The organism is Bacteroidia bacterium (assembly GCA_033391075.1).
In the GTDB taxonomy this organism is placed as follows: domain Bacteria; phylum Bacteroidota; class Bacteroidia; order J057; family J057; genus JAWPMV01.
Window position 1 is genome coordinate 1,974,822 of sequence record JAWPMV010000001.1, and the last position, 26,835, is coordinate 2,001,656.

At 42.3% G+C, this 26,835-nt stretch carries 24 protein-coding genes; 13 read left to right on the forward strand and 11 right to left on the reverse strand.

Annotated features, from left to right (window positions below; translation table 11 throughout):
• Positions 1 to 87: 87 nt before the first annotated feature.
• From R8P61_07995 to R8P61_08005, 3 genes are all read right to left on the reverse strand, one after another.
• On the reverse strand, positions 88 to 924 hold the full coding sequence (locus R8P61_07995) for a cyanophycinase (protein MDW3646988.1): 837 nt from the start codon (positions 922 to 924) through the stop codon (positions 88 to 90).
• A gap of 10 nt (positions 925 to 934) precedes the next feature.
• On the reverse strand, positions 935 to 3,721 hold the full coding sequence (gene polA, locus R8P61_08000; GenBank protein ID MDW3646989.1) for a DNA polymerase I: 2,787 nt from the start codon (positions 3,719 to 3,721) through the stop codon (positions 935 to 937).
• A gap of 101 nt (positions 3,722 to 3,822) precedes the next feature.
• Positions 3,823 to 4,992 (reverse strand): cyclic nucleotide-binding domain-containing protein, encoded by a 1,170-nt coding sequence (locus R8P61_08005; protein MDW3646990.1) that lies wholly within the window; start codon positions 4,990 to 4,992, stop codon positions 3,823 to 3,825.
• A gap of 179 nt (positions 4,993 to 5,171) precedes the next feature.
• On the opposite strand from R8P61_08005, the gene R8P61_08010 reads away from it, so the two are divergent.
• The 6 genes from R8P61_08010 to R8P61_08035 all read left to right on the forward strand — a co-directional run bounded on the left by R8P61_08010 (position 5,172) and on the right by R8P61_08035 (position 9,576).
• A complete protein-coding gene (locus tag R8P61_08010; GenBank protein MDW3646991.1) occupies positions 5,172 to 5,828 on the forward strand; it encodes a histidine phosphatase family protein in 657 nt (218 codons plus the stop codon).
• Positions 5,821 to 6,747 carry a carbon-nitrogen hydrolase family protein gene (locus R8P61_08015; GenBank protein MDW3646992.1) on the forward strand — a complete coding sequence of 309 codons (927 nt, stop codon included), beginning with the start codon at positions 5,821 to 5,823 and terminating at the stop codon, positions 6,745 to 6,747. Before R8P61_08010 ends, R8P61_08015 begins: the two co-directional genes overlap by 8 nt.
• Positions 6,740 to 7,282 carry a putative metal-dependent hydrolase gene (locus R8P61_08020; GenBank protein MDW3646993.1) on the forward strand — a complete coding sequence of 181 codons (543 nt, stop codon included), beginning with the start codon at positions 6,740 to 6,742 and terminating at the stop codon, positions 7,280 to 7,282. Before R8P61_08015 ends, R8P61_08020 begins: the two co-directional genes overlap by 8 nt.
• 9 nt (positions 7,283 to 7,291) lie before the next feature.
• On the forward strand, positions 7,292 to 7,669 hold the full coding sequence (locus R8P61_08025; GenBank protein MDW3646994.1) for a VOC family protein: 378 nt from the start codon (positions 7,292 to 7,294) through the stop codon (positions 7,667 to 7,669).
• A 225-nt stretch (positions 7,670 to 7,894) separates the two neighbouring features.
• Positions 7,895 to 8,962, forward strand: a complete 1,068-nt coding sequence (gene dinB / locus R8P61_08030; protein MDW3646995.1) for a DNA polymerase IV — start codon at positions 7,895 to 7,897, stop codon at positions 8,960 to 8,962.
• 122 nt (positions 8,963 to 9,084) lie between these two features.
• Positions 9,085 to 9,576 (forward strand): hypothetical protein, encoded by a 492-nt coding sequence (locus R8P61_08035; GenBank protein ID MDW3646996.1) that lies wholly within the window; start codon positions 9,085 to 9,087, stop codon positions 9,574 to 9,576.
• 63 nt (positions 9,577 to 9,639) lie between these two features.
• Here the strand turns inward: R8P61_08035 and galK are convergent, their stop codons facing one another.
• From galK to uvrA, 6 genes are all read right to left on the reverse strand, one after another.
• Positions 9,640 to 10,803: a galactokinase gene (gene galK, locus R8P61_08040; GenBank protein MDW3646997.1), complete on the reverse strand. Its 1,164-nt coding sequence runs from the start codon at positions 10,801 to 10,803 to the stop codon at positions 9,640 to 9,642.
• Positions 10,804 to 10,813: 10 nt separating this feature from the next.
• The gene (locus R8P61_08045; GenBank protein ID MDW3646998.1) at positions 10,814 to 11,815 is read right to left on the reverse strand and encodes an ion channel; all 1,002 of its coding nucleotides are present in this window, start codon (positions 11,813 to 11,815) and stop codon (positions 10,814 to 10,816) included.
• Between the two features lie 137 nt (positions 11,816 to 11,952).
• Positions 11,953 to 15,042, reverse strand: a complete 3,090-nt coding sequence (locus R8P61_08050) for an ATP-binding protein (GenBank protein MDW3646999.1) — start codon at positions 15,040 to 15,042, stop codon at positions 11,953 to 11,955.
• Between the two features lie 77 nt (positions 15,043 to 15,119).
• Positions 15,120 to 16,538, reverse strand: a complete 1,419-nt coding sequence (locus tag R8P61_08055) for an AAA family ATPase (GenBank protein ID MDW3647000.1) — start codon at positions 16,536 to 16,538, stop codon at positions 15,120 to 15,122.
• 109 nt (positions 16,539 to 16,647) lie between these two features.
• Entirely contained in the window at positions 16,648 to 16,962 is a 315-nt protein-coding gene (locus R8P61_08060; GenBank protein MDW3647001.1) for a hypothetical protein, read from the reverse strand.
• Between the two features lie 258 nt (positions 16,963 to 17,220).
• Complete coding sequence (gene uvrA / locus R8P61_08065) at positions 17,221 to 19,980, reverse strand: excinuclease ABC subunit UvrA (GenBank protein ID MDW3647002.1); 2,760 nt, start codon at positions 19,978 to 19,980, stop codon at positions 17,221 to 17,223.
• 152 nt (positions 19,981 to 20,132) lie between these two features.
• Here uvrA and R8P61_08070 point away from each other — a divergent pair, with 152 nt between their 5' ends.
• Together R8P61_08070 and R8P61_08075 are read left to right on the forward strand one after the other, a co-directional pair.
• The gene (locus R8P61_08070) at positions 20,133 to 20,744 is read left to right on the forward strand and encodes a sigma-70 family RNA polymerase sigma factor (GenBank protein ID MDW3647003.1); all 612 of its coding nucleotides are present in this window, start codon (positions 20,133 to 20,135) and stop codon (positions 20,742 to 20,744) included.
• Positions 20,722 to 21,234: a hypothetical protein gene (locus R8P61_08075; GenBank protein ID MDW3647004.1), complete on the forward strand. Its 513-nt coding sequence runs from the start codon at positions 20,722 to 20,724 to the stop codon at positions 21,232 to 21,234. The genes R8P61_08070 and R8P61_08075 overlap by 23 nt, the downstream gene beginning before the upstream one ends.
• A gap of 14 nt (positions 21,235 to 21,248) precedes the next feature.
• Here R8P61_08075 and R8P61_08080 read toward each other — a convergent pair whose 3' ends face one another.
• Both R8P61_08080 and nuoD read right to left on the reverse strand, forming a co-directional pair.
• A complete protein-coding gene (locus R8P61_08080) occupies positions 21,249 to 21,899 on the reverse strand; it encodes a glycerol-3-phosphate acyltransferase (protein MDW3647005.1) in 651 nt (216 codons plus the stop codon).
• A 45-nt stretch (positions 21,900 to 21,944) separates the two neighbouring features.
• Complete coding sequence (gene nuoD, locus R8P61_08085; GenBank protein MDW3647006.1) at positions 21,945 to 23,249, reverse strand: NADH dehydrogenase (quinone) subunit D; 1,305 nt, start codon at positions 23,247 to 23,249, stop codon at positions 21,945 to 21,947.
• Between the two features lie 441 nt (positions 23,250 to 23,690).
• Here nuoD and nusB point away from each other — a divergent pair, with 441 nt between their 5' ends.
• From nusB to coaE, 5 genes are all read left to right on the forward strand, one after another.
• Positions 23,691 to 24,209 carry a transcription antitermination factor NusB gene (gene nusB, locus R8P61_08090; protein ID MDW3647007.1) on the forward strand — a complete coding sequence of 173 codons (519 nt, stop codon included), beginning with the start codon at positions 23,691 to 23,693 and terminating at the stop codon, positions 24,207 to 24,209.
• Positions 24,210 to 24,316: 107 nt separating this feature from the next.
• Positions 24,317 to 24,883 carry a DUF1573 domain-containing protein gene (locus R8P61_08095; GenBank protein MDW3647008.1) on the forward strand — a complete coding sequence of 189 codons (567 nt, stop codon included), beginning with the start codon at positions 24,317 to 24,319 and terminating at the stop codon, positions 24,881 to 24,883.
• 21 nt (positions 24,884 to 24,904) lie between these two features.
• Positions 24,905 to 25,240: a preprotein translocase subunit YajC gene (yajC, locus tag R8P61_08100; protein ID MDW3647009.1), complete on the forward strand. Its 336-nt coding sequence runs from the start codon at positions 24,905 to 24,907 to the stop codon at positions 25,238 to 25,240.
• A 9-nt stretch (positions 25,241 to 25,249) separates the two neighbouring features.
• A complete protein-coding gene (locus tag R8P61_08105; GenBank protein ID MDW3647010.1) occupies positions 25,250 to 26,239 on the forward strand; it encodes a YbbR-like domain-containing protein in 990 nt (329 codons plus the stop codon).
• Complete coding sequence (coaE, locus tag R8P61_08110) at positions 26,236 to 26,835, forward strand: dephospho-CoA kinase (GenBank protein ID MDW3647011.1); 600 nt, start codon at positions 26,236 to 26,238, stop codon at positions 26,833 to 26,835. The genes R8P61_08105 and coaE overlap by 4 nt, the downstream gene beginning before the upstream one ends.

A 26,835-nucleotide genomic window follows, 5' to 3' on the forward strand; every position in this document is an offset into this window, starting at 1 on the left:
AGCTGTTCACGTATTCTTGTGCTCTTCTAATTGAATATTCCAGAACACGAGAACACTTGAACACCAGAACACTTGATTAGCCACCGGCTAATCAATAACCTCTCTCTTCTTCAAATCATACCGATCTCCCTCTTTCAGAAAATAAAATTGAGCTTCTTTTTTGGGAAGCTCTTTTTGGTCAAAGCCCTCTCTTGAATAAAAGTTCTGATCATACATCAGCACATAGCTGGCACCCAGAACTTCAAATTCATCAGCTTGCACGACGATGGCGGTATTCTCATCTATGCCGATTCCCAATAGTTCGGGTTTGGCTTTAAGGATGGTGAAAAGATCGAATTGGCGATTGCGGGCAAGCACGTGCTGATCGATGGCTACATTTTTGAGAAAGCCAAAGCCTTCTTCATGATCGCCCATCATAATTTGATTGTTTTTAGTATCGCCTCGGGCCAGGTAAGAACCCTGGATGGTCGCACCTGCGGAAGAGCCTCCGATTACGCCGCCTTTATTCAAAACTTCCCAAAAGAGTATTTCGGCTTCCGTGTCTGCATAAGCATCTACCAATCTCCATTGGCGACCTCCGCTAAACCACACGCCTTTGGCTTCTCTCAGTGGGCTTAAAAATTCTTCAGAATTTACGACCTCTTTATCTGTCGAATGGAGGACAGTCACATTTGTTGCGCCTCTGTCCCGGAGCAAGTCCCCTCGGGAATCCGGATAAGAAGCTGCACCTCCAGCTGTAGGGATAAGCACCATAGGGGCATCCTTTCCACCCGCCAATTCAATGAACTTATCAATGATTTTTGGGGAAAGACGTCCTCCTCCTACAATCAAAAGTGATCCCTTCTCTGGACCAACTTCTGGCTTTTGGGCGCAGGAGTGAAAAAACAGGCAAACAAGGATGCTTAGGCAGAGCAAGTATTTCATGAGATCAATATTAATGGGCTTGTAACCAATTATCTCCCGTACCAATTTCAACTTCCATGGGTACATCCAGATTTACTGCATTGACCATTTTGTCCATGATAAGGGCTTTCATTTCCTCTACTTCAGATTTATGAACATCAAATACCAATTCATCATGCACCTGCAGGAGCATTTTCGATTTGAGGCTTGACTTGGAAAGGGCATCGTAGAGATTGATCATCGCAATTTTGATGATGTCAGCTGCTGTTCCCTGGATGGGTGAATTGATAGCATTCCTTTCGGCAAATCCCCTGACAGTCGCATTTCTGGAATTGATGTCAGCCAGGTACCGACGCCTCCCAAAGAGGGTTTCTACATAGCCCTTTTCTCTGGCTTTTTCTACACATTCGTCCATATAGGCTTTCACTCGGTCATATTGTTCGAAATATGTCTCAATGATTTCCTTGGCTTCAGTCCGCTTGATTCCCATTCTTTGACTCAGGCCAAAAGCAGAAATTCCGTAGATGATTCCAAAGTTGACCGTCTTTGCTGCCGATCTTTGCCCTGGAGTTACTTCTTCTGGTGTTACCCCAAATACCCTCGCTGCAGTTGCTCGGTGGATATCCAGTTTCTGCTGAAAGGCTTCCATCATATTCTTATCCTGACTCATAGCGGCCATGATCCTCAGTTCTACCTGAGAGTAGTCAGCGGCCATCAGGATGTGATCTTCATCTCTTGGGATAAATCCTTTTCGTACCTCTCTGCCATCAGCCGTACGAATGGGTATGTTTTGAAGGTTGGGATTGGTGGAGGCTAATCTTCCGGTCACTGCCACGGATTGGCTAAAGGTCGTATGGACCCGACCTGTTTTGGGATTGATTAGTTTGGGTAAAGCATCCACATAGGTGGATTTCAATTTCTTTACTCCCCGATAGGCAAGGATTCGATCCGGTAGTTCATGGGTCATAGCCAGACTACTCAAGACCTGCTCATTGGTAACATACTGCCCGGTCTTGGTTTTCTTTTGCTTGGCTCCTTTGCCTAATTCCAGTTTGTCAAAGAGTATTTCTCCCAATTGCTTGGGGGAGTTGATATTAAATTCAAGCCCTGCAAGGGTATAAATATCTTTTTCCAGGGTAACCAGCCTTCCGGCCAATTCTTCGGAATAATCATCCAGGGCTTTCTTATCAATTTTAATTCCTTCAAATTCCATAGCAGCCAGAACAGGCATCAAAGGCTGCTCAATGTCATTGAAGATATTGCTTTCTTTTACTTCAGGTGCAAGCTTCTCCTTTAATCGAAAAGTGATATCTGCATCTTCAGAAGCATAATCCACCAACCTCTCTACTTCCACGTCTCTCATGGATTTTTGTTTGACTCCTTTCTTTCCAATCAAAGTCGTAATTGAGACGGGAGTATAGTTGAGGTATTCTTCTGAAAGCGCATCCATGCTATGTTTCCCACTCGGATTGATCACATAGTGAGCCAGCATGGTATCAAACATAGGACCGCCCAATTCAATGCCATAATTCTTCAGCACCAGAATATCATATTTCAGATTTTGGCCTATTTTCAGAATAGAATCACTTAACAGGATTTCCTGAAATTCGCCTAAAACCTCTTTAACCTGATCTTCTGACCAATCCTCTGGAAAATGCTGGTAGTAGCCTTCGCTGGATTTGGTACTCAGGGCCAAACCCACAATTTCCACATTCATTGCATCCAGCCCGGTGGTTTCCGTATCAAAACAAACTTCTCCCACTTTTTTGATCTTGTCGATCAATTTTTTTCTATCCTCCGCACTTTTCAATTCTATGTAGTCAGCCTTGCTGGTATCAATAGTCTCCATATTCCCTTTGCCAAAATCAGAAGGCAAAGTGGGACCATCCCCAACCTGATTCCCAAAGAGGTCTTCCTGCACGGCTACTTTGACTGGATTGAATTTGCTGGTCAGGAAGCGTTGGGTGGTAGTTCTAAACTCTAGTTCGCCCATCAATTCCATCAGACCGTCCAGTTCACAGTGCTCAACTTCCAATTGTTTGGTGGTCCACTCAAAAGGAACATCCAGTTTGATGGTCGCCAATTCTTTCGACATCAACCCTTGTTCTGCATTTTCTCTTAAGGAAGCAGCTACTGCTTTCTTTGTGATATTGTCAACATTGGCAATGATATTTTCTACCGAGCCATATTCAGACAAGAGAGCTACCGCAGTTTTATCTCCTACCTTGGGAACCCCAGGGATATTATCTACTGCATCTCCCTTTAGCCCCAGAAAATCAATGATCTGTGAAGGAGGAATACCAAAAGATTCTTTGATTTCTTCTATTCCCATGACTTCAAACCCTCCGCCTCTCGAACGTGGCCGATAGAGAAAAACATTGTCTTTCACCAATTGAGCATAATCCTTATCCGGGGTTACCATATAAACATCATACTCATTGGCATCCACCTGGGCACTGATAGTTCCGATGAGGTCATCTGCTTCATAGCCATCCATAAACAAGGCCGGGATATTCAAGACATCCAACAATTTGTAAGCATAAGGAATGGCCTTGCTCAAATCTTCGGGCATAGCTTCTCTTTGAGCTTTATAAGGCTCATAGGCTATATGTCTGAAAGTAGGAGCTTTGGTATCAAACACCACGGCAAGATGCGAGGGGTCTTCTTTATTCACGATTTCCAGCAGGGTATTACAAAAGCCAAACATGGCTGAGGTATTCATGCCTGTGGAGGTAATTCGGGGATTACGGATGAAAGCAAAGTGGGCCCGATAAAGCAGGGCCATCGCATCTAAAAGGAAGAGTTTGTTTTTTGCCATTGAGGTATTGTTGGGACCTTTCAAGCAAAGCTAGCAATTAAAAGCAGGAAGGAAAAATAGGCATAGGGGATATCCAACATCTGCTCAATATTGAAGGATTTTTATTCTAATCCTCCCATAATAAAAGCGACATAAATCCCGATAATAATATGGGATATACTCACCCCTAGTAGAGATTTTTGCCGGGCATACATGATTCCCCAAAAAATACTGGGAAGTATGACCGCTAAGGCAAAATAAGTATTGAGATGAAGGTGAGTGGTGCTAAATAAAAGGGTAGTAATAAGAATCGCCTTGGCATCTACGTGTTTTCCTTTTAAAAAGCGACTGAGAGAGCTTTGGGTCAGACCTCTGGCCAAGAATTCCTGTACGGGAGCAAAAACACAGTATAAGAGTGTAGTCAAAATTGCGGTCGTTGTATCAACGCCCATATAGCCTGGCAAGGAAATGATAGGCTGTCCGGCATAAATGTCAACAAATTGAACCAAGAGATATTTTAGAAAAGTAGCTAAGAGGATAAATCCACCAGTCCAAAGTAGTGCTTCCGGAACTTGCCTTTTCCAATCACCGAAATTGAACCCATAATCCTTGAGGGTATACTCGGAATTTCGAAGTCCAATTCCCACCACAATCAGCATTAAAACCAATAAGCTTACTGTTAAATAAGTCTTCGCGGCAAAATTGTCGATCCATTCTGCTCCGCTGCGAATAGCAAAGGCATAAAGGCTTACAAAGAATACGATGGTTACGAAGAAGGTACCAAACTCTATTTGCTCTTTGGCAGTTTCCAACTGCCGCTTTGCTTCTCCAACAATTTTCTGATCAGATTTTTCCTGTATTTGTCGTTGTAGGGAAATGTAATTGTGGAGAATTTTATTGGAAATAGAATTTAATCCTCCTTCACTTACTTTCTGCAAACTATCACGATCCAACCAGGCAAGTAAGCTATCCTGACTAGCCCTGGCTGCTGCTGATCTCGGTTGATTGCTAAATGTTGATATGCCTCCAAAAGATTGGCCGCATTGCATTGTACTCAGAACAAAACCTTCCTCTTTACAAATCTCAATTTCCCCATACTGAATGATAAATATGCCATTCCCTTCATCGCCTTCCTTGAAAAGTATTTCTCCTTTCTCAAGGAATTTCTTTTCTATCAGGGGCTTAAGTCGATTTACTTCCTCATCCGTCAATTGAGAAAAAATATGGGCATCCTTCCAGTGACAGGAAGCCATAATTGAAGTTGTTTCTTTCTCGGATGAAGGCTGTAGCATAAGTTTCGTTCGTCCAAATTACAAATAAGGTAATTTACTTTTACGTAAATGTTAAATCATGGACAAATCTCTCTCTACATAAAGCCAGCAATTTCTCAGGATTAAATTGCCTCGATCCTTCTCATTCACTTTCTTTGTTTCCGAAATCTTCCACGCTATTAATCCAATTTGCTTCTTTTATGCTAAGTTTCTTTATCGTAAGACATGCCGAAAGTGTAGGTAATGTCAATCATCACCTTGTTGGCGGCCGTTCCAATCATTTTCCCCTAACCGAAAGAGGAAGGAAACAGGCGCACTCTCTGGGTAAACGTTTTCATGGGGAAGCCCGCCATTTTGATGAGGTATATGCTTCTGTAGCACTAAGAGCTCAGGAAACAGCTCAGATATCTACTTCTTATTTGAGTATACCCCAGAAAAAAATAATCCTGACAGATGATATCGTTGAAATATCTCAGGGAGATTGGGAAGGTCAGGTCAGGAAAGAAGTCTATAATGAAGAGATGAGGGCGAAGTTGCTGGCTGATAATTATAATTTTAAAGCTCCGGGAGGAGAATCACAAAGGGAAGTTGAGGAAAGAATGGAAGCCTGGTTCAATCAGCGGATAAATGAATGGGATGGCGAAACAAATAAGTCGATCGGTGTTTATTCACATGGTTTTGCCATTAAAAGTTACCTGCGAAGAGTAATGGGGGCTGACTATTTGATGACCTTGCGTACGGTTATTCATAATACTTCTATAACTGTTCTGCAGTATAATAAAAGAGGCTTCCTTCTGGAAAGGGTGAATGATCATCAGCATATCATAGGAAACGATTTTGTTGGACATTATGGATAAGGTAAAAGTAGCCATTGTACAGGCCAAACCGGTGTATCTGAATTTGAAAGCCAGTTTGGAGAAAGTTGAAAGCTTCGCAAAAAAGGCTTCAAAAGAAGGAGCGAAACTGATTGTTTTTGGGGAAACCTGGTTGCCGGGCTATCCCGCCTGGTTAGACTTTTGCCCGCAAATGGGCTTTTGGGATCATGAACCTACTAAAGAAGTATTCGCCAAAACCTTTGAGAATAGCCTGGAAGTTCCGGGCCCTGCCACGGATCAGTTGGGGAAAATAGCCAGGGAACTTGAAGTGTCAATCGTGATCGGGGTTAATGAAAAAGTGAAAACAGCTACTTGTTATAATACCTTATTGATTTTTGGCCCGGATGGAGAACTGCGAAACCACCATCGCAAACTCATGCCAACCTATACCGAAAAGCTTATGCACAATCGGGGAGATGCTGCTGGATTGAAAACAGTTGACCTGCCCTTTGGCAAGTTGGGAGGATTGATCTGTTGGGAGCACTGGATGCCGCACAACAGGCAAGCCTTGCATGATATGGGCGAGCATATCCACATTGCCCTTTGGCCCAAAGTACATGAGATGCACCAGGTTGCCAGTCGTCAGTATGCCTTTGAAGGGAGATGTTTTGTGTTGGCAGCAGGTCAATTATTACAGGCGAAAGATATTCCTGCAGAACTTGAATTGCCGGAACATTTAAAAAACGAGCCTGAACAATATGTATTAAATGGAGGAAGCTGTATTATAGGCCCCAATGGCTTTTATATAGAGGAACCTCTTTGGGATAAGGAAAGCCTTATATTTGCAGAACTCGATTTGAGAGAAACCATAAAAGAGAAAATGAACCTGGATGTTTCCGGCCATTATTCAAGACCGGATATATTCAATTTTACTGTAAATCGCGAACGAAAAAATGACTGACCAGGAATTAGAGAAACTACGCTACCCAATTGGACGCTTCAGCTCCCCCACACAATTAAGTCCTGAAGAGAGAGAAGAAAAGAGAAGTTCAATACGTCTATTCCCTGCTCGCCTCAGAACCGCTTCTGAAGGCCTGAATGATGAGCAATTAGACACCCCTTATAGACCCGGAGGATGGACCATAAGACAAGTTATCCATCATGTGGTTGACAGCCACTTAAATTCTTATGTACGTTTTCGCTGGACGCTCACAGAAGATGAGCCCGTAATCAAGGCTTATGATGAGAAAGCCTGGGCCTTATTGCCCGATGCTAAATCTGCCCCGGTATCTATTTCTTTAGACCTATTACACCATCTTCATATCCGTTGGATGCTTTTGTTAGATGCAATGGGAAAAGAAGATTACGAAAAACGACTGCAACACCCAGTGAGTGGATATTTGACCCTGGATGAAATGCTGGCTCTTTACGCCTGGCATTGTGATCATCATCTGGCTCATGTTACAGAATTGAAAAAAAGAGAAGGCTGGGCATAAAAGAAAATTATGAATCTCAACCAGGTCACGGTTCCTACGCAAGACGTAGAAAGGTCCATCGACTTCTACCAGAAGTTGGGTTTAGAGCTAATTGTAAAATCTCCTCATTATGCACGCTTTCTATGTCAGGATGGAGATTCGACTTTCTCTATTCATTTGCAGGAAAAACTCCCTTCAGGAGAAGGCGTTTCTGTCTACTTCGAAAGTGAAAATCTGGATGATGAGGTGGAACGTCTGATTACAGCAGGCATCGAATTTGAACACAAAGCCAAGGATCAAAGTTGGTTGTGGAGGGAAGCCCGACTGAAAGACCCGGATGGGAATCGGATTATCCTCTATTATGCTGGGGTGAATCGGAAAGATCCGCCCTGGAGGATTGAGGAATAAACCAGCATTGTCATTGCGAACGAAGTGAAGCAATCCCCTTGACTACGAATGACTATTTAAATCAAGTAGATTGCTTCGCCGGATATCCCGACTCGCAATGACAATTCTGTTTTAGGCATGTAGATGCTTTTTGTATTTGCCCCAAATCTTACGCAAAGAAGCTAAATCCTGATTTCTTCCGTATTATGCATACAAGGAATACAAAAACAGGCATTCCTCGCTTATATGCACCGTAAGATCATTCATATAGATATGGATGCATTTTATGCATCAGTGGAGCAAAGGGACGATCCTGAGCTCAGGGGAAAGCCTGTCGCGGTAGGCTGGGGGAGTAAACGCGGAGTTGTAGCTGCAGCGAGTTATGAAGCCAGGAAATATGGCGTCCGCTCAGCTTTGCCTTCTATGACTGCAAAACGGCTTTGTCCGGAACTCATCTTTGTCCGACCTCGTTTCGATGTATATAAAAAAGTCTCAAATCAGATTCGCGAAATATTTTTTGAATATACAGACCTGGTTGAACCTCTTTCCCTGGATGAAGCCTACCTGGATGTAACCCATAATAAAAAAGGCCTGGATTCTGCAACAAAAATCGCCCGGGAAATTCGTGCACGTATTCTCGAAACCACAGATCTGACAGCCTCTGCCGGGATCAGTATCAATAAATTTCTGGCTAAAGTAGCCTCGGATATCAATAAACCGAATGGAATAACCCTCATCCCCCCGGATCGTGCCGAAACATTTCTTGAAAAACTTCCCATTGAAAAGTTCTTTGGAATTGGGAAAAAGACGGCAGAGAAGATGAAGAAAATGGGCCTTCGAACAGGAGCAGATCTAAAAGGCTGGTCAGAACTGGAGTTGGCCCTTAAATTTGGGAAAATGGGCAGGCACTATTATAAAATCGTAAGGGCCCGGGATGAAAGACAGGTCAAGCCGGATCGTTTGAGGAAATCTGTAGGGATAGAAAATACTTTTTCAGATGACCTTGAAACGGCGGAAGAAATGCTAGTTGAATTACAGAAGCTGACCGAAAAGCTCTGTGGTCGACTGCATCGGATTACGACCAAAACCAGGACCATCACCCTCAAGATCAAGTACCACGACTTTGAATTAAAGACCCGCAGCAAATCTCAAAACTCCTTTCTTGATCAGGAAGAAGACATATTTCCTATCGTTGAACATCTCCTTTTTCATCCGGAACTTCCTGTAAAAGCTGTCCGTCTTTTAGGCGTTTATGCCTCAAACCTTGACAATTTGCTAGATGACACCCCCCGTCAACTGACACTTGAGTTCTAAATGCTGCCAATCTGTCAATTGGTACTCCCTTTGTGCTTCCTGTGCCAAAACCCTTGTACATACTTCTCGTATTTATAAGGGTATGTGAGAATCCAATGTTGTAACACTGAATTGAAAAAATTATGGAACTTAGTACCTACAACGGAAATCTTAGCCCGGAAGGAAGAGAAGATTTGGCGGAGAAACTGGATGGCTTATTGCTGGATTATCAGCAGTATCACCAAAATGTAAGAAAGATCCATTGGGACCCTAAACTCAGGCCCTTTCTGGATTTTAGCGATAAACTGGACATTCTATACAATGTCAGCAATCACAATACCAATGTTCTGGCTGAAGAGATCATGAATCTGGGCTTTTCTCCCAGTGAATCAGGCAGTGCACTGGCAGTTGTAAAGTCGCGTATACATCCTATGCCCAGACCTGAAAACCTGGAGCAATCGATCTTTGCCATCATCCAGATGAGTAAGGAATTATTGTCAACTGTGGATGAGGTTTTCTACACTGCTGCTTCCTATGAGGAAGAGCATAGCATGTTCCTGATGAAAACCCTGGCTCAGCAATTGAAGTTTACCATTTGGGTATTTTCAAGTATCAGATCGGCGGTGAGTAATTAGGGGACGTATTCTGGTGTTCTTGTGTTCATGAATTTCCAAGGAGAATACTAGGACACCAGAACACTATAACACCTCTTCAACCTTCTCCACCCCATTCTCAATATTGACTTCAATAATCTCCGGCTTCAGGCCGGTTTTCTTTTTATATGCCGCAGCAATTTCTCCTGCAATCTCCAAGGCCTTATCCTTTTTGATAAGATTCAGGGTGCAGCCTCCAAAACCTCCGCCCATCATGCGGGCGCCAATAACTTCATGATGTTTCTTTGCCAAAGAAACCAGGAGATCCAGCTCTGGACAGCTGACTTCATACTCGATAGATAATCCCTGATGGGTTTCAAACAGGAGTTGACCGAGCTTTTTGATATTGCCATCATTGAGGGCTTTGCCAGCATCTTTTACCCGGGAAATTTCGTCTACCACATAGCGGGAGCGCATCCTTTGTTCTGGAGAGAAATCACGCTTGTACTTAGCCAGGGTTTCTTTGTCAAGATCACGATAAGTCTTGATATGTGGTTCTCCTGCTTGTACAATGGCAAAGGCCCTTTCAGAAGCTTCTCGTCTCCGATTATAGGCACCATCAACCAGGGCATGTTCTACATTGGAGTTTATCAGGATCAATTGATAATCTCCCAGCTCTGCCGGAAAATAGCTGTGTGAAATTTCATTGCAGTCTAACATGATTACCTGATCTTTTTTGCCAAAAGTAACGGCATATTGATCCATGATTCCGCACTTTATACCGACGGCATGTTCGGCTGCTTGTCCGGTAAGCACGATATCTTTTTTGCTAAGACCGAGCTCCTGCATTTCATTTAGAGCAGTCAAAAATCCACAACAAAGAGCAGCCGATGAAGATAGGCCTGCACCGATAGGAAGGTCGGAGGAAAAAGCACAATGAACGGCAGAGATCTCTTTACCCCTTTTGCTTAATTGATCCAAAAGGGCTTCAAAATATTTGGCCCAGCTGGGAAGGTCGTTTCCTGCCTTTAGTTCAACCCCTGTATCATAATCCAGGGAATAGATATAACTATTTTCCTTTTCAGAAGCTGATACCCCAAAATACATGCTCTTATCTATAGCTGCCGGCATCACGAATCCATCATTATAATCCAGATGTTCACCGATCAAATTTATGCGACCGGGAGCGCGGTAAAAATTTATCTCTTTACTATTTTCTTTGGAAGAAAAGTAGGCCTGAATTCTGCTCAGGATTTCTTGATTAGGCATGGATAGCGTTTTAATAGGTATTCAAAGGGGCGTCCTGACAGTCGCTGATCTTATCAATCTCAACGACAAAAGTACCGGATTCATCTTCGTGAAAGTTTTTAATAAACTTCTTCCCCCACAGAAGTTCATCATGGTCATAAGAAACCCGGGAATGTACGCTTTGGGAAAAAGTATCATCAAATCCTTTCACAATAACCATAAACTCAGCATTCATATTCTCCAGATCCTTAGGAGTCTTTTTATACAAGGGGCTTTCTTTGGTAATGGGATGAACAACGGTCCAGGTTAAGGGAAAGAGGGTAACTTTATCTCTTTCCAATTCCAGGGGAAAGAAAACCTGCTTGGACTCCCCATCTGTTTCTACATGCCCCATCATCACCACCTGAACTTCCAGCTCCATCAATTGGTTTTTTCGTTTGTTCACCATTTTAAACATAAAGCCATTGATATCCTGATAGGGCGCAATAACTGCTTTTTCTGAGTAGGAAATCTTGGCGGTAGGCCTGGAAAATCTCCCATAGAGGACACCTGTTACTACTGCAAAGCCCATGAGGCCAATCATGGCTTCAAAGGTTGCCAACAAATGGGCAATATTGCTGAGCGGACTTATGGTTCCGTAGCCTACTGTAGTAAAGGTTTGGGCGGAAAAATAGAAGGCATAAGCAAAGCGATCGAAGAAAGATCCAAATACATGATCCGGTACACTCAGGTTCTCAATTCCTATAGCCATATAGGCAAAGGCGAAGAGCATATTGGTGATGATGTAGGCACTGGTGATGAGAAAAAGAAATCTTCCCCAACTCATAGTCAGTAATTCCTGAAACACATTGATTGCATCCAGGCCGCCTCCGGTCTTCCTTACATTAATCAGGCCGTCCTTACCAATCAGACGGGTATGTTTATTCCCCAGTTTGCTACCCAGTCCCAGGTCCTGGTATTCACGCTCCTGACCTGCCTGACTGGGCTCTTCTGAAGCCGACATGGAAAGTTTTTTCTCCTCTTGCTCACTCATGGGTTCAAAATTTTGACAAATATACACTAAGTCAAAAACATATTTCGACCCCTTTCTCCGAGATAATTATATCTATAGCAAGAGAATAAGAAATTTACCTACATGAATGCTGAATCCCTCAAAGGATAGAAAGGCAATTAGATCAGTTCCAGCCTTTTTGATATGGTAAACTGAAAGTCTGTTCCTGCTCCCTCGACTGAATCTATCCAGATGCTTCCCCCATGAAGTTCTACAATCCGTTTACATTTAGCCAGACCGATGCCACTACCTGGATACTCTGTACTGTGTAGCCTTTGGAAGAGGTCGAAGATTTTGGGTTGATATTCTTCTTTAATTCCTATGCCATTGTCTTTTACAGAAAGGATCCAGAAGTCCGGACTGTCTTTATATGAGATGATAACCTGAGGTGCATCAGACTCATTAAATTTTATGGCATTTTCGATGAGGTTCTGAAATAGAATTTTCCACTGGGCTGGCACTCCAATAAAATTTGGAAAGGCTTCGAAATGAATTTCAGCATTCCGCTCCTCAATCACACTCATGAGGGATTTTTTCAATTCAGCCAGAATATCTCCGAGATTGAAAGATTCAAACTCCAGGCTTTCACGTCCCAATCGTGAGTAATCGAGCAGGTGATTGATCATTTCATACATTCCCTTCGAACTCTCGACGGCGAAGTTCATGGCTTTCTCCTCATCTTTATCCAGACCGGTTCCCAGCTTTCGTTTGAGCAATTGCAAATGCCCGATCACCGTTCTTAGGGGAGTTTTGAGGTCATGGGAGGCTACATAGGCAAACTGTTTCAAGTCCTGATTGCTTCTATGTAGTTCTTCTATTTTCAAGTTCAACTCATAGGTTTTTTCCTCTACCGTATCCTCTAGTATGATCCTTTGCCTTTCACTATAAAGGTAGCGGATCAAGCCCAGACCCAAAGCCGCGAAGGTGAAAATAAGCAAGCCCAGAAACCACCAGGTTTCGTAGAATTGTGGAGCTACTTCAAAGTTGAATTCAAGTGGTTCCTCTGTTTCCAGCCCATCTCTACTTATGGCCTTTATCCTGACTGTATATTTACCTGTTTTTAAGGATTCAAAGCGCAAGGGATTGCTATTGATAGGCATCCAATCCGTTTCATTTAGCCTATATTCAAAACTGAGTTTCCCTCTGTTTCTGAATGAAATGCCAGTGAAATAAATGGATATATTATTCTCTTCATTGGAGAGCAGGAGATTGTTTTCCGGGAATTCTATCTCTTTGCCATTTCTGGATATGCCGGTTATGTAAACGGGAGGTTTGTAAAATTCTTCCTGAATTTTACTTTTATCAAGGATGCTCAGACCTTTTTCGCCTGCAATCCAAATATGGCCTCCAAATTCATAGACATCCCGAAGCTTGGCTGTATGTAATCCATCATTGGTATCAAACCATTTTACTTCGAATTGATCCTTTTCAAAATCATAGGTATTGATTCTCCCCAATCCAGTCTGTGTCGCAATCCACAGTTCTCCACTTTTTTCATCATAGTACAAATCATTGCAAACCAGACCTTCCATGCCATCTTCTTCATTGATGGAACTTAGTTCCTCACCTTTTAGGGCAAGCAGGCCACTCCCATTTGTCGCTACCCATAAAATACTATCAGGACTACTAAGCAAATCAAAGGTCCTGGCTTTTAAAGAATTTTGTCCATTAGGATAGCTAAAGTTTTCTTCTCCCAGAATTCGATACAATCCATTAGGCCAAACTCCCCAAATGATCCCGCTAACATCCTCAAGGGTCATTTGAGTGCCTTCTTTACTGTTGATTAGGTTGATTCCTATTTCTTTCTTTTCGAGGAAAGCATCCGCCTGTCCCGGATCACGTAATTTTAGCAATTCCCCTACATCCAGTCTTATAGTTTTTTCACGGTCATAGGTGAGCAAGAGGCCTCCATTTTTGGCTTTGCTCATGCTGCTAGGGTCAAACAAACCGTATAACTCCGACCAACTTTCGTTTTGGTAGGAGAGAAATCTATCTTCCGTTTGTACCAGGATGCTTTTTGGGGAAAGGCAGAGCAAGTCTTTGATTTCTTCTGAAGGATCGAGCTCCAGGGTGGGAAGTTGATTGATAATGAATCTTCCACTTAGGCTGGAAACCTCATAGACCTGTTTTTTATCTGCAATGAAAAAATCTCCGCCGATATTTCCATCCATATCCACTACCTCTATTTCCTCCAGAAACTGATTCTTGCTTAGGTTGTGACTCAGTTTTAACTGAGTTTTTCTCATTTCAATCGCATTCTTTGACAGGAGAAATAGGCCTTCCTCGGAACTTGAGAACCAAAGGTCGCCTTCTATGTCCTGCATGATATGATTGATCCCGCTTCCCCGAAAAAGTTGTTCCGTATTTTTATTCTGATCTATTCTGAGGATTCCTTCCGTTTCATGTGCCAACCATAAATCCCCATCCTGATCTTCAAAAATTTGGGTCAATTCTCCCATATTGAAATTAGCGGGAAAGTCTTCAAAGAAAATTTCATCTTCTCCTCTTGGATTAAAGCGAATCAAACCTTTGGGACTGCTATAGAGAATGTCCTTGTTTTGACGGAGTAGGATTTGGGAATTGTATCGAGCCAGTTTCGGGAGGTGATCGAAGGGGTATTGAGCCTTGATTTCCTCTCCCTGAACAATGATGAGTTGACTTCCATATCGGACATAGACTTCATTGTTCGAATTGACAAACAGGAGACGTGGCAAAGTGCCCAGCTTTTCAGCCTTGATTCGAACTTCTCCTTGCTTACCGTTTTTATCCAAATAACTTAAAAGGACGGAAGTGCTAAACCAAATTCTGCCTTCCTGATCTTCAAGTATATCTATGACTCTGTCATCCTTGATAAATTCCAGGGAGTCTAAAGGCGTAATAAAGTTATTGCCATTGAAAACGGAGAGCTCTCTGCGGGTAGGAATCCAGATCCTGGATTGGGAATCTATAAAGACTTTACGGATATCATTTCTCGCGATTCCATCTTCTACCGTAAAGTTTTGAAAGTCATAACCATCATATCTACAAAGTCCCGAACGAGTGGCAGACCAAATAAAACCCTGCTTGTCTTGTACACTAAAATAAACCTCATTATTACTTAAACCATCCGCTTCTGTGATGTGTTGAAAATTGCCTAATCTCTCCTGACCCTGAAGGAAAAGAGGATATAACAAGAGCCAAAGCAGACATTGTCGGATTAGGTAGTTCATTAAGCTATAGGGCGTCCGGGTTTTCTTTCTAGTGTGTAATTTTTAAGCTTTGTTAAATATTTGCTTGAAAGTAGCGATTAATCCTGATTAAAGGGACAATTTAACAAAAAAACTCGCGATTCTGCACGAGTAAAAACCGTATAGGTCCATCGGGTGTAAGCGGCCAGGTTTTGCCCGTAATCCGGTTCGAAGCCAATGATGGCATTTTCCCATTGTCCCCCTTGAGATTTATGTCCGGTAATAGCGTATCCATATTTTACCTGGAGGGCATTTACATAGGGATCTGTCCGCATCATAGCTACCGCCTGAGTTTTGGGTAAGGCAGCATATTCATTGGCCCGATCATATTGGATTTGCCTCATCAGGCCCGGGTCGATCTGAGCCTGCTTTTCTGTAAGCAGATTCAGAACCACCTTGCACTCAACCCGCATAGGTTCTCCTTTGACATCAATGAATTCTAATTCTACATCCATCCAACTCAGGCCATACCTTTCTTCCAGAGATTCAGGATAAACCTCTCTCACTGTACACATTTCTCCATTTGCGATAAAAGGCAAACGCTTTTGATCTCCCCAGGCGTAATTATTTTTTACCACCATGAGAACATCAGAGGAAATGAGTTTATCCTCATAGCCCCACATTTGGTGTCTGATCGCCTGGTTGATTTTGGTCGCCTGATAGTTGGAATAGGTAATAAATACTACACGATCCAGGTTGCCTTCCTGGAAATACCCCATATAGATTTCTATACCCTCATAGGCATTTTCCAGTATTTGAACTTCTCTGCCAGGTTGAAGCTGGAGGCTCATATAATCCCCCGATAAATAAGCATCTCGAATCAAAACGGCATTCTCCAGCACTTCAGAATCTACCAATTGCCTTTTCACCTCTGTAAGGTGTGCATGGGTAAGTTCGAGGAATGAAGCAGCATGTAAACTTTTTGGTTCTAGGCCGGGGGATTCCTTATGTCCTATGGGAGGGAGCTGAACAGGGTCTCCAACCAGGATGAGTTTTCTGCTTTCATCTCCCTGAAATACGAAGGTCAGCAAATCTCTTAATAGGGAATTGGAGCTGGTTTCATCTCCCTGGTCGCCAATCATTGAGGCCTCATCCACGATATAGACCGTTCGATTAGGGGCTTTATTTTCCTTTAAAGAAAAATACAGATTCCCCATGGCGTTTTCTTTGGGGCTATATATATGGTGATGAATGGTATAGGCAAGTCTTTTGGTCCTTCGACTGATTACTTTGGCAGCTCTTCCAGTAGGTGCCAGCAATATCACCTTGAAGCCCATTTTCCTCATGAACTCCGAGAAGATATTGATGAGAAAAGTTTTTCCTGTACCAGCAGATCCAGTCAGGAGAAAGCTACTACGGTTCTCATTGGAATTGAAAAAATGCAGGAAGTCTCTAAGGGCATCTTGCTGATCGCCACTTAGTTCGATGTCATCCCTTCCCAGGATATCTCGTATGATTTTTTCTCTTAAATCTTCCAAATCCCTCTTTTTTTGGGATTCAAAGGTAGGCTTTATTTAAAAGAGGTAAAAAAAAGGCCGTTTGATAAATTCAAACGGCCTTTTTTTTAAATTTTTATCCTTTGAGGTTTCATGCAAGAATCCTCACTTCCTTAACCTGACAGAAAAAACCATCATTTACTTCACAGAAATAAGTTCCGGGTTCCAGGTTCTTAACGGTAAATTCCAGTCTGTCATTTTCCCTGCCAATTCCCTGGTCATCATGTAAAATGGTTTGACCTTTGTCATTGGTCATGCGGATGATCGATGCTTCAGGAGCGCGAGAAACCAATTCTACGCGAACCCCTTCAGGTTGATCTGCATTTGGGTTGACTGTAAATCCAATGGACGTGCGGTAATTACGAGAGCTGTTTCGGTTGGGTACACGTTTTTCTACGGATATCATTTGCCGGGTTTTTGCTTAGCTTTTCTTAGTAGGTAGTATAAATATACCAGGTGTTTCATTTATGATTGGCAAAAACCACGCCATCAGACAAAAGATTGGCGTGATTTGTCAAAAAAGCTGTCGCGATTGGTAAAGTGTTTCTGTTGAGAAATAATTAATCGACTGGAATAATCGTCCGAAAGAATATAAAATAACTGTATTCAGTCTATAAATATTCACTTCTTAATTGCTTCTGTTGTATAATTGACAAATTGAGTCTTAAGAAAGTTTTTCTGCCAAGAAACGGGCAGTATGTGATTCTTTGACGGATAATATGCCTTCTGGTGGACCTTGATACACGATATTACCCCCTTTGTCTCCACCTTCGGGACCTATGTCAATAATCCAGTCTGCACATTTTATAACGTCTGTGTTATGTTCGATTACGATGATGGTGTTTCCTTTTTCTACCAATTCGTTCATCGCAGCCAGTAGTTTCTTGATATCATCGAAATGTAAGCCGGTCGTAGGCTCATCAAAGATGAATAAGGCATCTTTATACTGATTCCCCTGGGCCAAAAATGACGCTAATTTTATACGTTGGGCTTCTCCACCAGAAAGGGTACTTGTACTTTGACCCATCCTGAGGTATCCCAAACCGACCCGATTCAGAATTTCAAGCTTTACATGAATCTTGGGTTCTTCAGAAAAGAATTCCATAGCCTCTCCGATAGTCATATTCAATACTTCATCAATATTCTTTCCTTTATAAGCAATTTCCAGAATATGACGTTTGAATCTTTTACCCTGGCAAGAATCACAGAGGAGCTTGACATCCGGCAAGAATTGCATTTCGACCGTAACATATCCTTCTCCCTGACAGGTATCACAACGCCCACCATCTATATTAAAGGAAAAACTACCGGGTTTGATTCCTTTTAATTTAGAAAGCGGTTGTTTAGCAAAAAGTTCCCGAATATGGTCATAGGCTTTGAGATAGGTAACGGGATTGGAGCGGGCTGATCTACCCACAGGCCTTTGGTCCACCATCTCTACCTTCTTGATCTGGTTGATTTCTCCTCCCAGTTTTTTCAGATATCCTCCCTTATCCCCAAACTCTCCAAGATGCTTACGAACAGCAGGGAAGAGTATCTTCTCGATCAGGGTCGATTTGCCTGAGCCAGAAACGCCCGTCACTACAGTAAGGGCATGAAGGGGAAACTCTATGTCCGCACCTTTTATATTATGCATACGTGCTCCTTCCAGCGAAATCATTCCTCCGCTCTTTCTTCTCTGAGGAGGAATAGGAACTTCATCTTTGCCGGAAAGGTAATTTCCTGTAAGGGTATCCGCTTTGAGCATAGTTTTGAAATCACCATTATAGACGATCTCTCCTCCCAACTCACCTGCGCCTGGTCCCAGATCAATCAACTGATCGGCTTTGCGCATAATCCCTTCATCATGTTCAACTACCACTACGGTATTGCCCTGATTTCGCAGGGATTCCAGGACATTGATTAGTTTCTCTGTATCTCTCGGGTGTAAGCCAATGCTTGGTTCATCCAGGATGTACATAGATCCTACGAGGCCACCTCCGAGGGAAGTCGCCAATCGAATTCTTTGCATCTCTCCTCCTGATAGGGTATTGATCTTTCTATTAAGGTGTAGATAGGAAACTCCCACCTTATTTAAATAGCCTAGCCTTTGATTGATCTCTCGCATCAATCTATCAGCGATCTTGCTATCTCTTTCATCAAACTCAAGTGTGGATATGGTTCTTTCCAGTTCATCCAACTGCATAAATAGTAAATCCCCAATAGAGTAGGGGCCAACCTTTACATAGGCAGCATCTTTTCTTACTCTGCTTCCCTTACACTCGGGGCAGCTGGTATATCCTCTGTAACGGGCCAGCATAACCCGATACTGGATTTTGTGCGTTTTTGATTTCAGGAATTCGAAGAAAGCTCTGATTCCTTTTACTTTACCAAAGCCTTCCCAGAGCATTTCTTTTTCTTTCTCAGTCAGGTCATAGTAAGCTCTGTGAACCGGGAAATCATTGGCAAAGGCGGGAACCAACCAGTCATCCTGGTATTGACTCATGACTTCGCCACGCCAGGGGGCGACAGCACCTTCAAATACAGAGAGACTTTTGTCCGGGATCACCAAATCTTCATCTATTCCCAGGATTCTTCCAAAGCCTTCACATTCGCTACAGGCCCCATAAGGATTGTTAAAACTAAAGAAATTGACAGAGGGCAATTCAAACTCCATCCCATCTGCTTCAAACTTTTCTGAGAATCTTTTAGGCTTTTCCTCATTCACCTGAATGATGGCTTCTCCCAGACCTTCCTGATAAGCGGTTTGAACACTATCGCCCAGTCTCCCTCTTATATTATATAGGTCTTCTTTTTTAAGAATGGTTCTATCGATGAGTAAGGTAAAGGTCTTATGATTCGGAAGTTTTTCCTTTTCGAGTTCTTCCTCAATAAATTTCACTTCTCCATCTTCCCAGATTCGGGTAAAACCTTTTTGCAAAGTCAGGGCTAATTCTGCAGCATAGCCTTTACTTCTGACCTTGATTTGGGCCAAAACATAGACTTTTGCTCCCTCTTCTTTCTCCAAAATATAGTCTACAACATCACTGACTGAGTCGCGGGTGACTAATTTTCCAGACAGGGGACTATACGTTTTTCCGACTCTAGCAAATAAAAGCTTCAGAAAATCGTATACTTCTGTGACGGTTCCTACCGTAGATCGGGGATTGGAGGTATTTACCTTCTGTTGGATGGCCATTGCAGGAGCAATGCCCTGAATATAATCCACCTCCGGTTTCTCCATTCTTTCCAAAAACTGCCTTGCATAGGAGCTGAGGCTCTCTACGTAGCGTCTTTGACCTTCTGCGTAAAGGGTATCAAATGCAAGGCTTGACTTGCCAGAGCCGCTTACTCCTGTAACTACTACCAACTTATTTCTGGCAATTTTTACAGAAACATTCTTCAAATTGTTAACTCTGGCATTCTTTATGTGGATATATTCCATGTTGGAAAAATAAATCTTTACTTAACCGAGTTGCAAGTTACTCAAACAAACTGAACCATGTGTAATCCCCCCTGGCACATTTTCAGTCTTGAAACATCACATTATTCTACCCTATATGATGAACATGTACGTGACTCATAAAAACCAATGTAATGCACAAGGCGCTAATTAAGAAGACTCAAGACCGTGAACTTATCAAAGGCTTCATGGCTGGCAAGGATCATTATTTTGATGAATTGCTATCACGTTACAAGAGCAAAATTTTCACCACCATTTATTTGATCGTCAAGGACAGATCCATAGCTGAGGATTTGTTTCAGGATGTGATGATAAAAGTTGTGAGAATGATTCGCTCTGGAAAGTACAACGAAGAGGGGAAATTTTTACCATGGGTTGTACGAATTGCTCGTAACCTTGCGATCGACCACTTCCGTAAGGTTCAAAGGAATCCTATCCAAAGGGAAAGCGAAGATTTTGATATCTTTAACTCTGTTACGCGTGCAGAAGTAAGTTCCGAAGAAAAAATAATAAGGGAGGAAAATGCACGTTATGTTAGAAAGCTGATTCAACAGCTACCCGATAAGCAGCGGGAGGTTCTGATAATGCGGAGTTATGCAGACCTGAGCTTCAAAGAAATTGCTGCTTTGACGGATGTAAGTATCAATACAGCTTTAGGGCGTATGAGGTATGCACTGTTGAATCTGAAAAAGTTAGCAAACGAGTCAGGTTTACCCCAAGGATATGAAGAGAAACTTCACCGATGACGAAATAATCTTATTTCTATATGATGAGATGGATGCTGAGGACAGCAAAGCTTTCCTCGATGCACTCTGCACAGATGAAGATCTATGGCAACGCTATGAGCATTTTCAGGAAGTTGTAGAAGAGCTATCCGATCTCAAGTATGAACCTTCCAAGCTCTCTGTAGAGAAAGTCAGATCTTTTGTATACAATGGAGAGGTACCCGAAGGTCCCGTCCTGGAAGAAGTTGTTGCACCTGCCAAGCCAGCTTCCCTTTCCACCGGCAAGCTCTTATCTGTATCTGTCAATTTAAATGCGGTAGTATTAATGGCTGTTCTGCTGTTTGTATCTGTCGCGGTAACAGGAACCTTTTTACAGCTGAAAAGGGGACTGCCTGAAAGACAAGCGGCTACCGCTCTGCTTCAGGAAGATGCCAGTCATTTTCAATGGGATGATTCCTATTTAGATGATAGAATTGATCGGATCAGAGAAAAAGTAAAAGGGCTTAAGTAAATAGCGCCTCCAAATCAAAATCCAATTGTTGACACGCGATGATCGTCCCCGTATTTGAGGATGCGGAGAAGATTATGTCTATGCGTCAACATCAGCATGCCTGAGAAGAAGAAACTAAATACCAGGGTGGGTAAATAATAGAATTCTTCAAAACCGGCTTTGCTCAATAACACAAATACAGGCAAGGAAATAGCTCCAGCTACATATCCAAGGTTGGGATATCTGAACATGCCTACAATCAAGGCTGTAATCAGAACCAGTATAATGCTGGCTAAAGGATTGATCGCAATCAATACCCCTATGCTGGCATGAAAACCCTTTCCTCCTCTTAAACCCGCAAAAATAGGGAAGATATGCCCGATAATGGCTGCAAGGCCAAAGCACATCTTGAGTATGGGTAACTCAAAGTCTGAAAATATACCGTATTGATTGTGGAAAAAGTAGGCCAGATTGGCTGCAGCGAAACCTTTGGCTATATCAATAAAGCGAACGAGGTAGGCTGATTTCTTTCCAAGGACCCGGCTTACATTTAGATGAGATGCTGTTCCGCTACCATGCTCTCTGATATCGATTCCATAATAGAGTTTACTCAACCAGATGCTGGTCGGAATAGACCCAATTAGGTAAGCGAGTAGCGTGCAGTACAGGATTTGCAAGTAATCCATATATCCGGGAATCAACAATAATCATACAAATATAGGGAAATGCGACTATTTGTCACATTCACCCATCACCGGATCAATAGATCCAATGAGTACAACCGTATCGGCGATCATACTACCCTCCATCAGGTACTCCAGAGATTGTAGATTGGAGAAAGAAGGAGAATTTATTTTGCATCGCCAGGGAGATCCGGTTCCATCCGACTTCAAATGAAAACCTAATTCGCCTTTAGGAGCTTCTATTCCATGATATACTTCTGCTCCTTCCGGAGGGATAACTCCAACATCCGTCATCATAAAGTCATGAATCATACCTTCCATTGAGTAATAGATCTCATCTTTGGAAGCATAGGTATGTTTGGCATTGTCAGCACGAATATCTCCTGCTGGCAATTTGTCAATCAGTTGATCCAGTATTCGGATACTTTGGGCCATTTCATCCATTCGTACCAGATACCTTGCCAGGCAATCTCCTTCCTCACGGATCGCAATGTCAAACTCCAATTCATCATACACCAAATAAGGCTCGAATACCCGGAGGTCATGCGGAACTCCTGAAGCCCTCAATACAGGACCCGTCAAGCCCATTTGAATCGCTTTTTCTTTAGAGATGACCCCAACGCCTCTGTTTCTATTTAGCCATATACCATTATTAGCTAAAAGTTTCTTCCATCCTGCCAGTTCCTTGCGGAAATTGGCTTTCCACTTCTTGATCGCATCGATCGTTTTTTGGTCTATATCAAATTGAACGCCTCCGATGCGGCAATGACTCACTGTAAAGCGAACCCCTGCAAATTTATCGAAGATGTCGTAAAGGTTTTCTCTTTCTCTGAATGTCCACATGAACATGGAGATCGCACCTGCATCCATAACCATGGTTCCCATCCACAACAAGTGAGCAGAGATTCTGGCCAATTCACATCCTATAGTTCGGATATATTGGGCCCTTCTGGGAACTTCTATTCCCACCAATTTCTCTACAGCCAGACAAAATGCTGTATTGTTAGAATAAGGAGACATATAGTCCATGCGATCTGTATAAGGCATGAACTCCTGATAGGTCTTATTCTCAGCAAGCTTTTCTATCCCTCTATGTAAATATCCAATGTCTGTTACTGCTCGGGTAATGGTTTCGCCATCCACTTCCAGAACTACACGGAGTACTCCATGCGTAGCAGGGTGCTGTGGTCCAAGATTGATGATCATTTTTGTACCCAAGGGATCATTTTCAACCTCTACACTGGTGTGTTTATCTTCCAGTCTTTTGTAGACAGCGTCTTGATGTTTAGGGAAAAATGCAGGAGTAACTTTGTCTCTTATGGATTGAGGAGTAGGAAATACTTCGTTGCTCATGATAAGAATTAACGGGTGTCAGGATTTCCAATAGAAGTCCTTATGTATATAATTGAAGAGGAAATTAACAATAATTAGGGGGAATTATCAAAATATCCGAAATCATATTCACTTTTGACAGAGGCTTAAATATGTGCGGGATTAACTTTCGGCCTATCTATCGGGTTTAAAATGCAGAAATAGCTAAGAAAGAGAGAAAAATTCAGGTCTATTTCAATAAAATGGATAATTGGCCTGATGTTTGGTTTTGCATAATTGTTTCCGCGTCAAAAAAGTGCGTGAAAAGAGAAAAAAGCTTCGGGAATTATATATATTTTCGTGTGAATAGCATTTTTTTCGTAAACAATCCGTACTTTTGTTTACAAGATTGTAGACACGACCCAGAAACAAAACGTACTACAGTTCATTTACTTAGTTTAAATACCAGCTACTTTAGTCCAGATGATAACTAGAAGGCAAATAAGAGCAAAAGTCATGCAGGCAGTCTATGCATGTCTCACCTCAGGACAGGACGAACAGCATGTTTTTGATCTGCTGTTAAAAGATATCGAGAAGGAAGTTGGGGAGATTGAGAAGAAAAAACGTCTCACAGGTGATACCCGCCTGCTGAATGCCCTCTATTACGAATCCATGAAGAACAGTGAGCTTTATGACTCTTATATAAAGCGCAAAGCTGAAAACTGGGAACTAGAAAGAATTGCCCGTCTGGATCGTATCCTTATGCATATGGCCATCTGCGAAATGCTCAATTTCGAAGAGATCCCAGTAAAAGTTACCATCAATGAGTACCTGGAATTAGCCAAGACCTATTCCACCCCAAAAAGCAGCAAGTTTATCAATGGTATCCTCGACAGTCTATATAATGACTTCCGGGAAACAGGTAAGATTGTGAAAAGAGGAAGAGGATTGATAGATCACTCTACTTCAAAAAATTCCCCGGTTGAGAAAACCAGTAACTGATTTTTCCTGTACATAAGAGTAATGAACAATTGGAATAAGCGATGGCCTTCCCTATATGGCTATTTTTATTCCTTTTCCTTATTTATCTTTGTAGCCAAATAGAAAAAATGAAAAGAGTTGATATTTTCTTCCTTGCATCAATTTTTTGCTTCCTCATGATCTCTTGTGGAGAAGGAGGGCAAAAGGAGCAGGATGCTAATCAGGCAAGACTCGATAATAATGCAGAGAGCAATGCACTCAATCTTGAAGGAGGATCCTCTTCTTTATTGACTGATGAAGGCTCGACTCCCAATGCTCCAAGACTTCCTCAGTTTCAGGAAAAAGCGCAGTCTTTAGCAAAGACCAGCGTAGTTTTTGAGCAAGATCTTTATGATTTTGGAAGTGTAACGGAAGGAACGCCTGTAAACTATCAATTCAAATTCAAGAATACTGGAGAAAATCCCCTTCATATTACCAAAGTAAAACCCTCTTGTGGTTGTACTACCCCTAAATTTTCAGAGGAGCCAATTGCTCCCGGAGAAGAAGGCTTTATCGATGTGAGTTTTGATAGCCAGGGAAGACCTGGAATTCAATCAAAAACCATCACCGTAACTGGAAATTTTGAAGGGAAACTAACCCGACTACTAAAACTTAAAGGAGAAGTAGAGCGTGCAGAAAGCAGCTCCTCCGAATAAACGAAACCTATTCAGGCTCACATGCAATTACTTACTATTTTTTTACTAGACAGTGCCGCAGGTGCAGAACAGCCAACTGGGCTGGGATTTGAAAACATGATCTTTTTTGCAGGGATCATTGCCATTTTCTATTTCTTCATGATTCGTCCTCAGCAAAAGAGATCCAAGGAAGAACGTGTTTTTAGAGAAGGCCTTTCAAAAGGTGATAAAGTCTTGACCATTGGTGGGATTCATGGTACCATAGAAAGCCTGGATGATACCAGTGCTTTGGTCAAAGTTGATACAAATACCAAGCTTCGCTTTGATAAGACAGCTCTGAGAGCTGCTCCGAGTCCCTCGGACAAAAGCAAGAAATAAGCTCCCGTTTTGAATCTTCGCATCCGACAACTCATCCGCTTCCTGCTCTCTCCTGAGACTCGACCTCAGAGAAACAATCGCGGACTGGTCTTTCTGTTTGCATTTTTGAGTGCTTCAGCTTTATGGTTGATCGTTACCCTCAATGAGGAATACGAAACCAGTTTGAGGTATACAGTAAAATTGCCAGAAAACGTAAAACTGGGTCCCGAAGAAGCCCCCAGCATTCGTATTGATGCCATAGGCTCCGGAATCGATCTCATGATGGCAAAATTGAGAAGCAGAAAGGATACCTTGAGCTTTGAGTTTACAGAAGATGAAATCCGCGAAGGCTACCTCATGGTGAAAAGACATGAGGATCATGTCAAAAATAGCCTGAAGGGAGTTCAGATTGCTGGACTAAAACCAGAAAAGCTGTATTTCAATTATCTGACGGAATTTACCAATAAAGTTCCCCTGACCTTTGCTACAAAACTCAATTTGGCTCCTGCCTATCAATTGGAAGAAGAACCTAATCTTAGTCAGGATTCTGTTCTGCTTCGGGGGCCTAAGGAAGTCATAGATACAATCAAATTCTGGAAGACTGCCGGTAGAATTGATCAACAGATTACGACTGCTGCCAGTTTTGATATTCCAGTCCTCGATACCCTTGAAGGGATCAATGTCTTTCCTAAAACAGTATCCGTAGAGGTAAAACCCATTAAATACACGGAGATCAAACTCAATATCCCTATTGAGATTATTGACCTTCCTTCGGACCTGGACATTCGCCTTTCTCATAATGCTGTTGACTATACTTGTCTCGTTCCCATGGATCAATACAGTAAGGTTGAACGGGAGATGAAAGCACTAAAGATTAATATCCCTTTTTCAGAACTAGAGGAAGATATTCCGAGTTTTATACCGGAAGCGGCTTTGCCTGGCTCTTTAAAACTTATTCGGAAAGTGCCTATGGAAGTTGGCTTTGTCATTATCTACCCTTCATCCCGTGTAAGTCCGTGAGTAAACTGTTGAAAATAGGAATCACAGGTGGGATAGGAAGCGGCAAAAGTTATATCTGTCGCATTTTTGAAAGCCTGGGCTATAAGATTTACTATGCCGATCAGCAGGCAAAATCCCTGATGTATACAGATGCTCAATTGGTGGCTGAGGTAAAAGACCTATTGGGGGAAAGGGCCTATACGTCTGATGAGAAATTGGATCGAGCTTATGTCGGAGGAATCGTCTTCAATGATCCGGATAAACTCAAAGAACTAAATGCCCTCGTTCATCCTGCGGTAGGTCGAGATTTTTACAGATGGTATGCTGAGATATCTGAGGATTATCCTCATTCATTTGTCTTGAAGGAAGCCGCGATCATGTATGAATCGGGTTCTTATAAAGATGCTGATGCAGTTATTACAGTATATGCACCTAAGTCAGTGCGTCTGGAAAGGGTACTGAGTCGGGAAAGTATTTCTGAGGAAGCCGTTTTGGCGAGGATGGCTCAACAATGGCCTGAGTCAGAAAAAATGAAACGAGCGGATTTTACCATTATCAATGATGGCAAACATCATTTGCTTCCACAGATTCGAGAAATTATAAGAAAGTACAGCTAG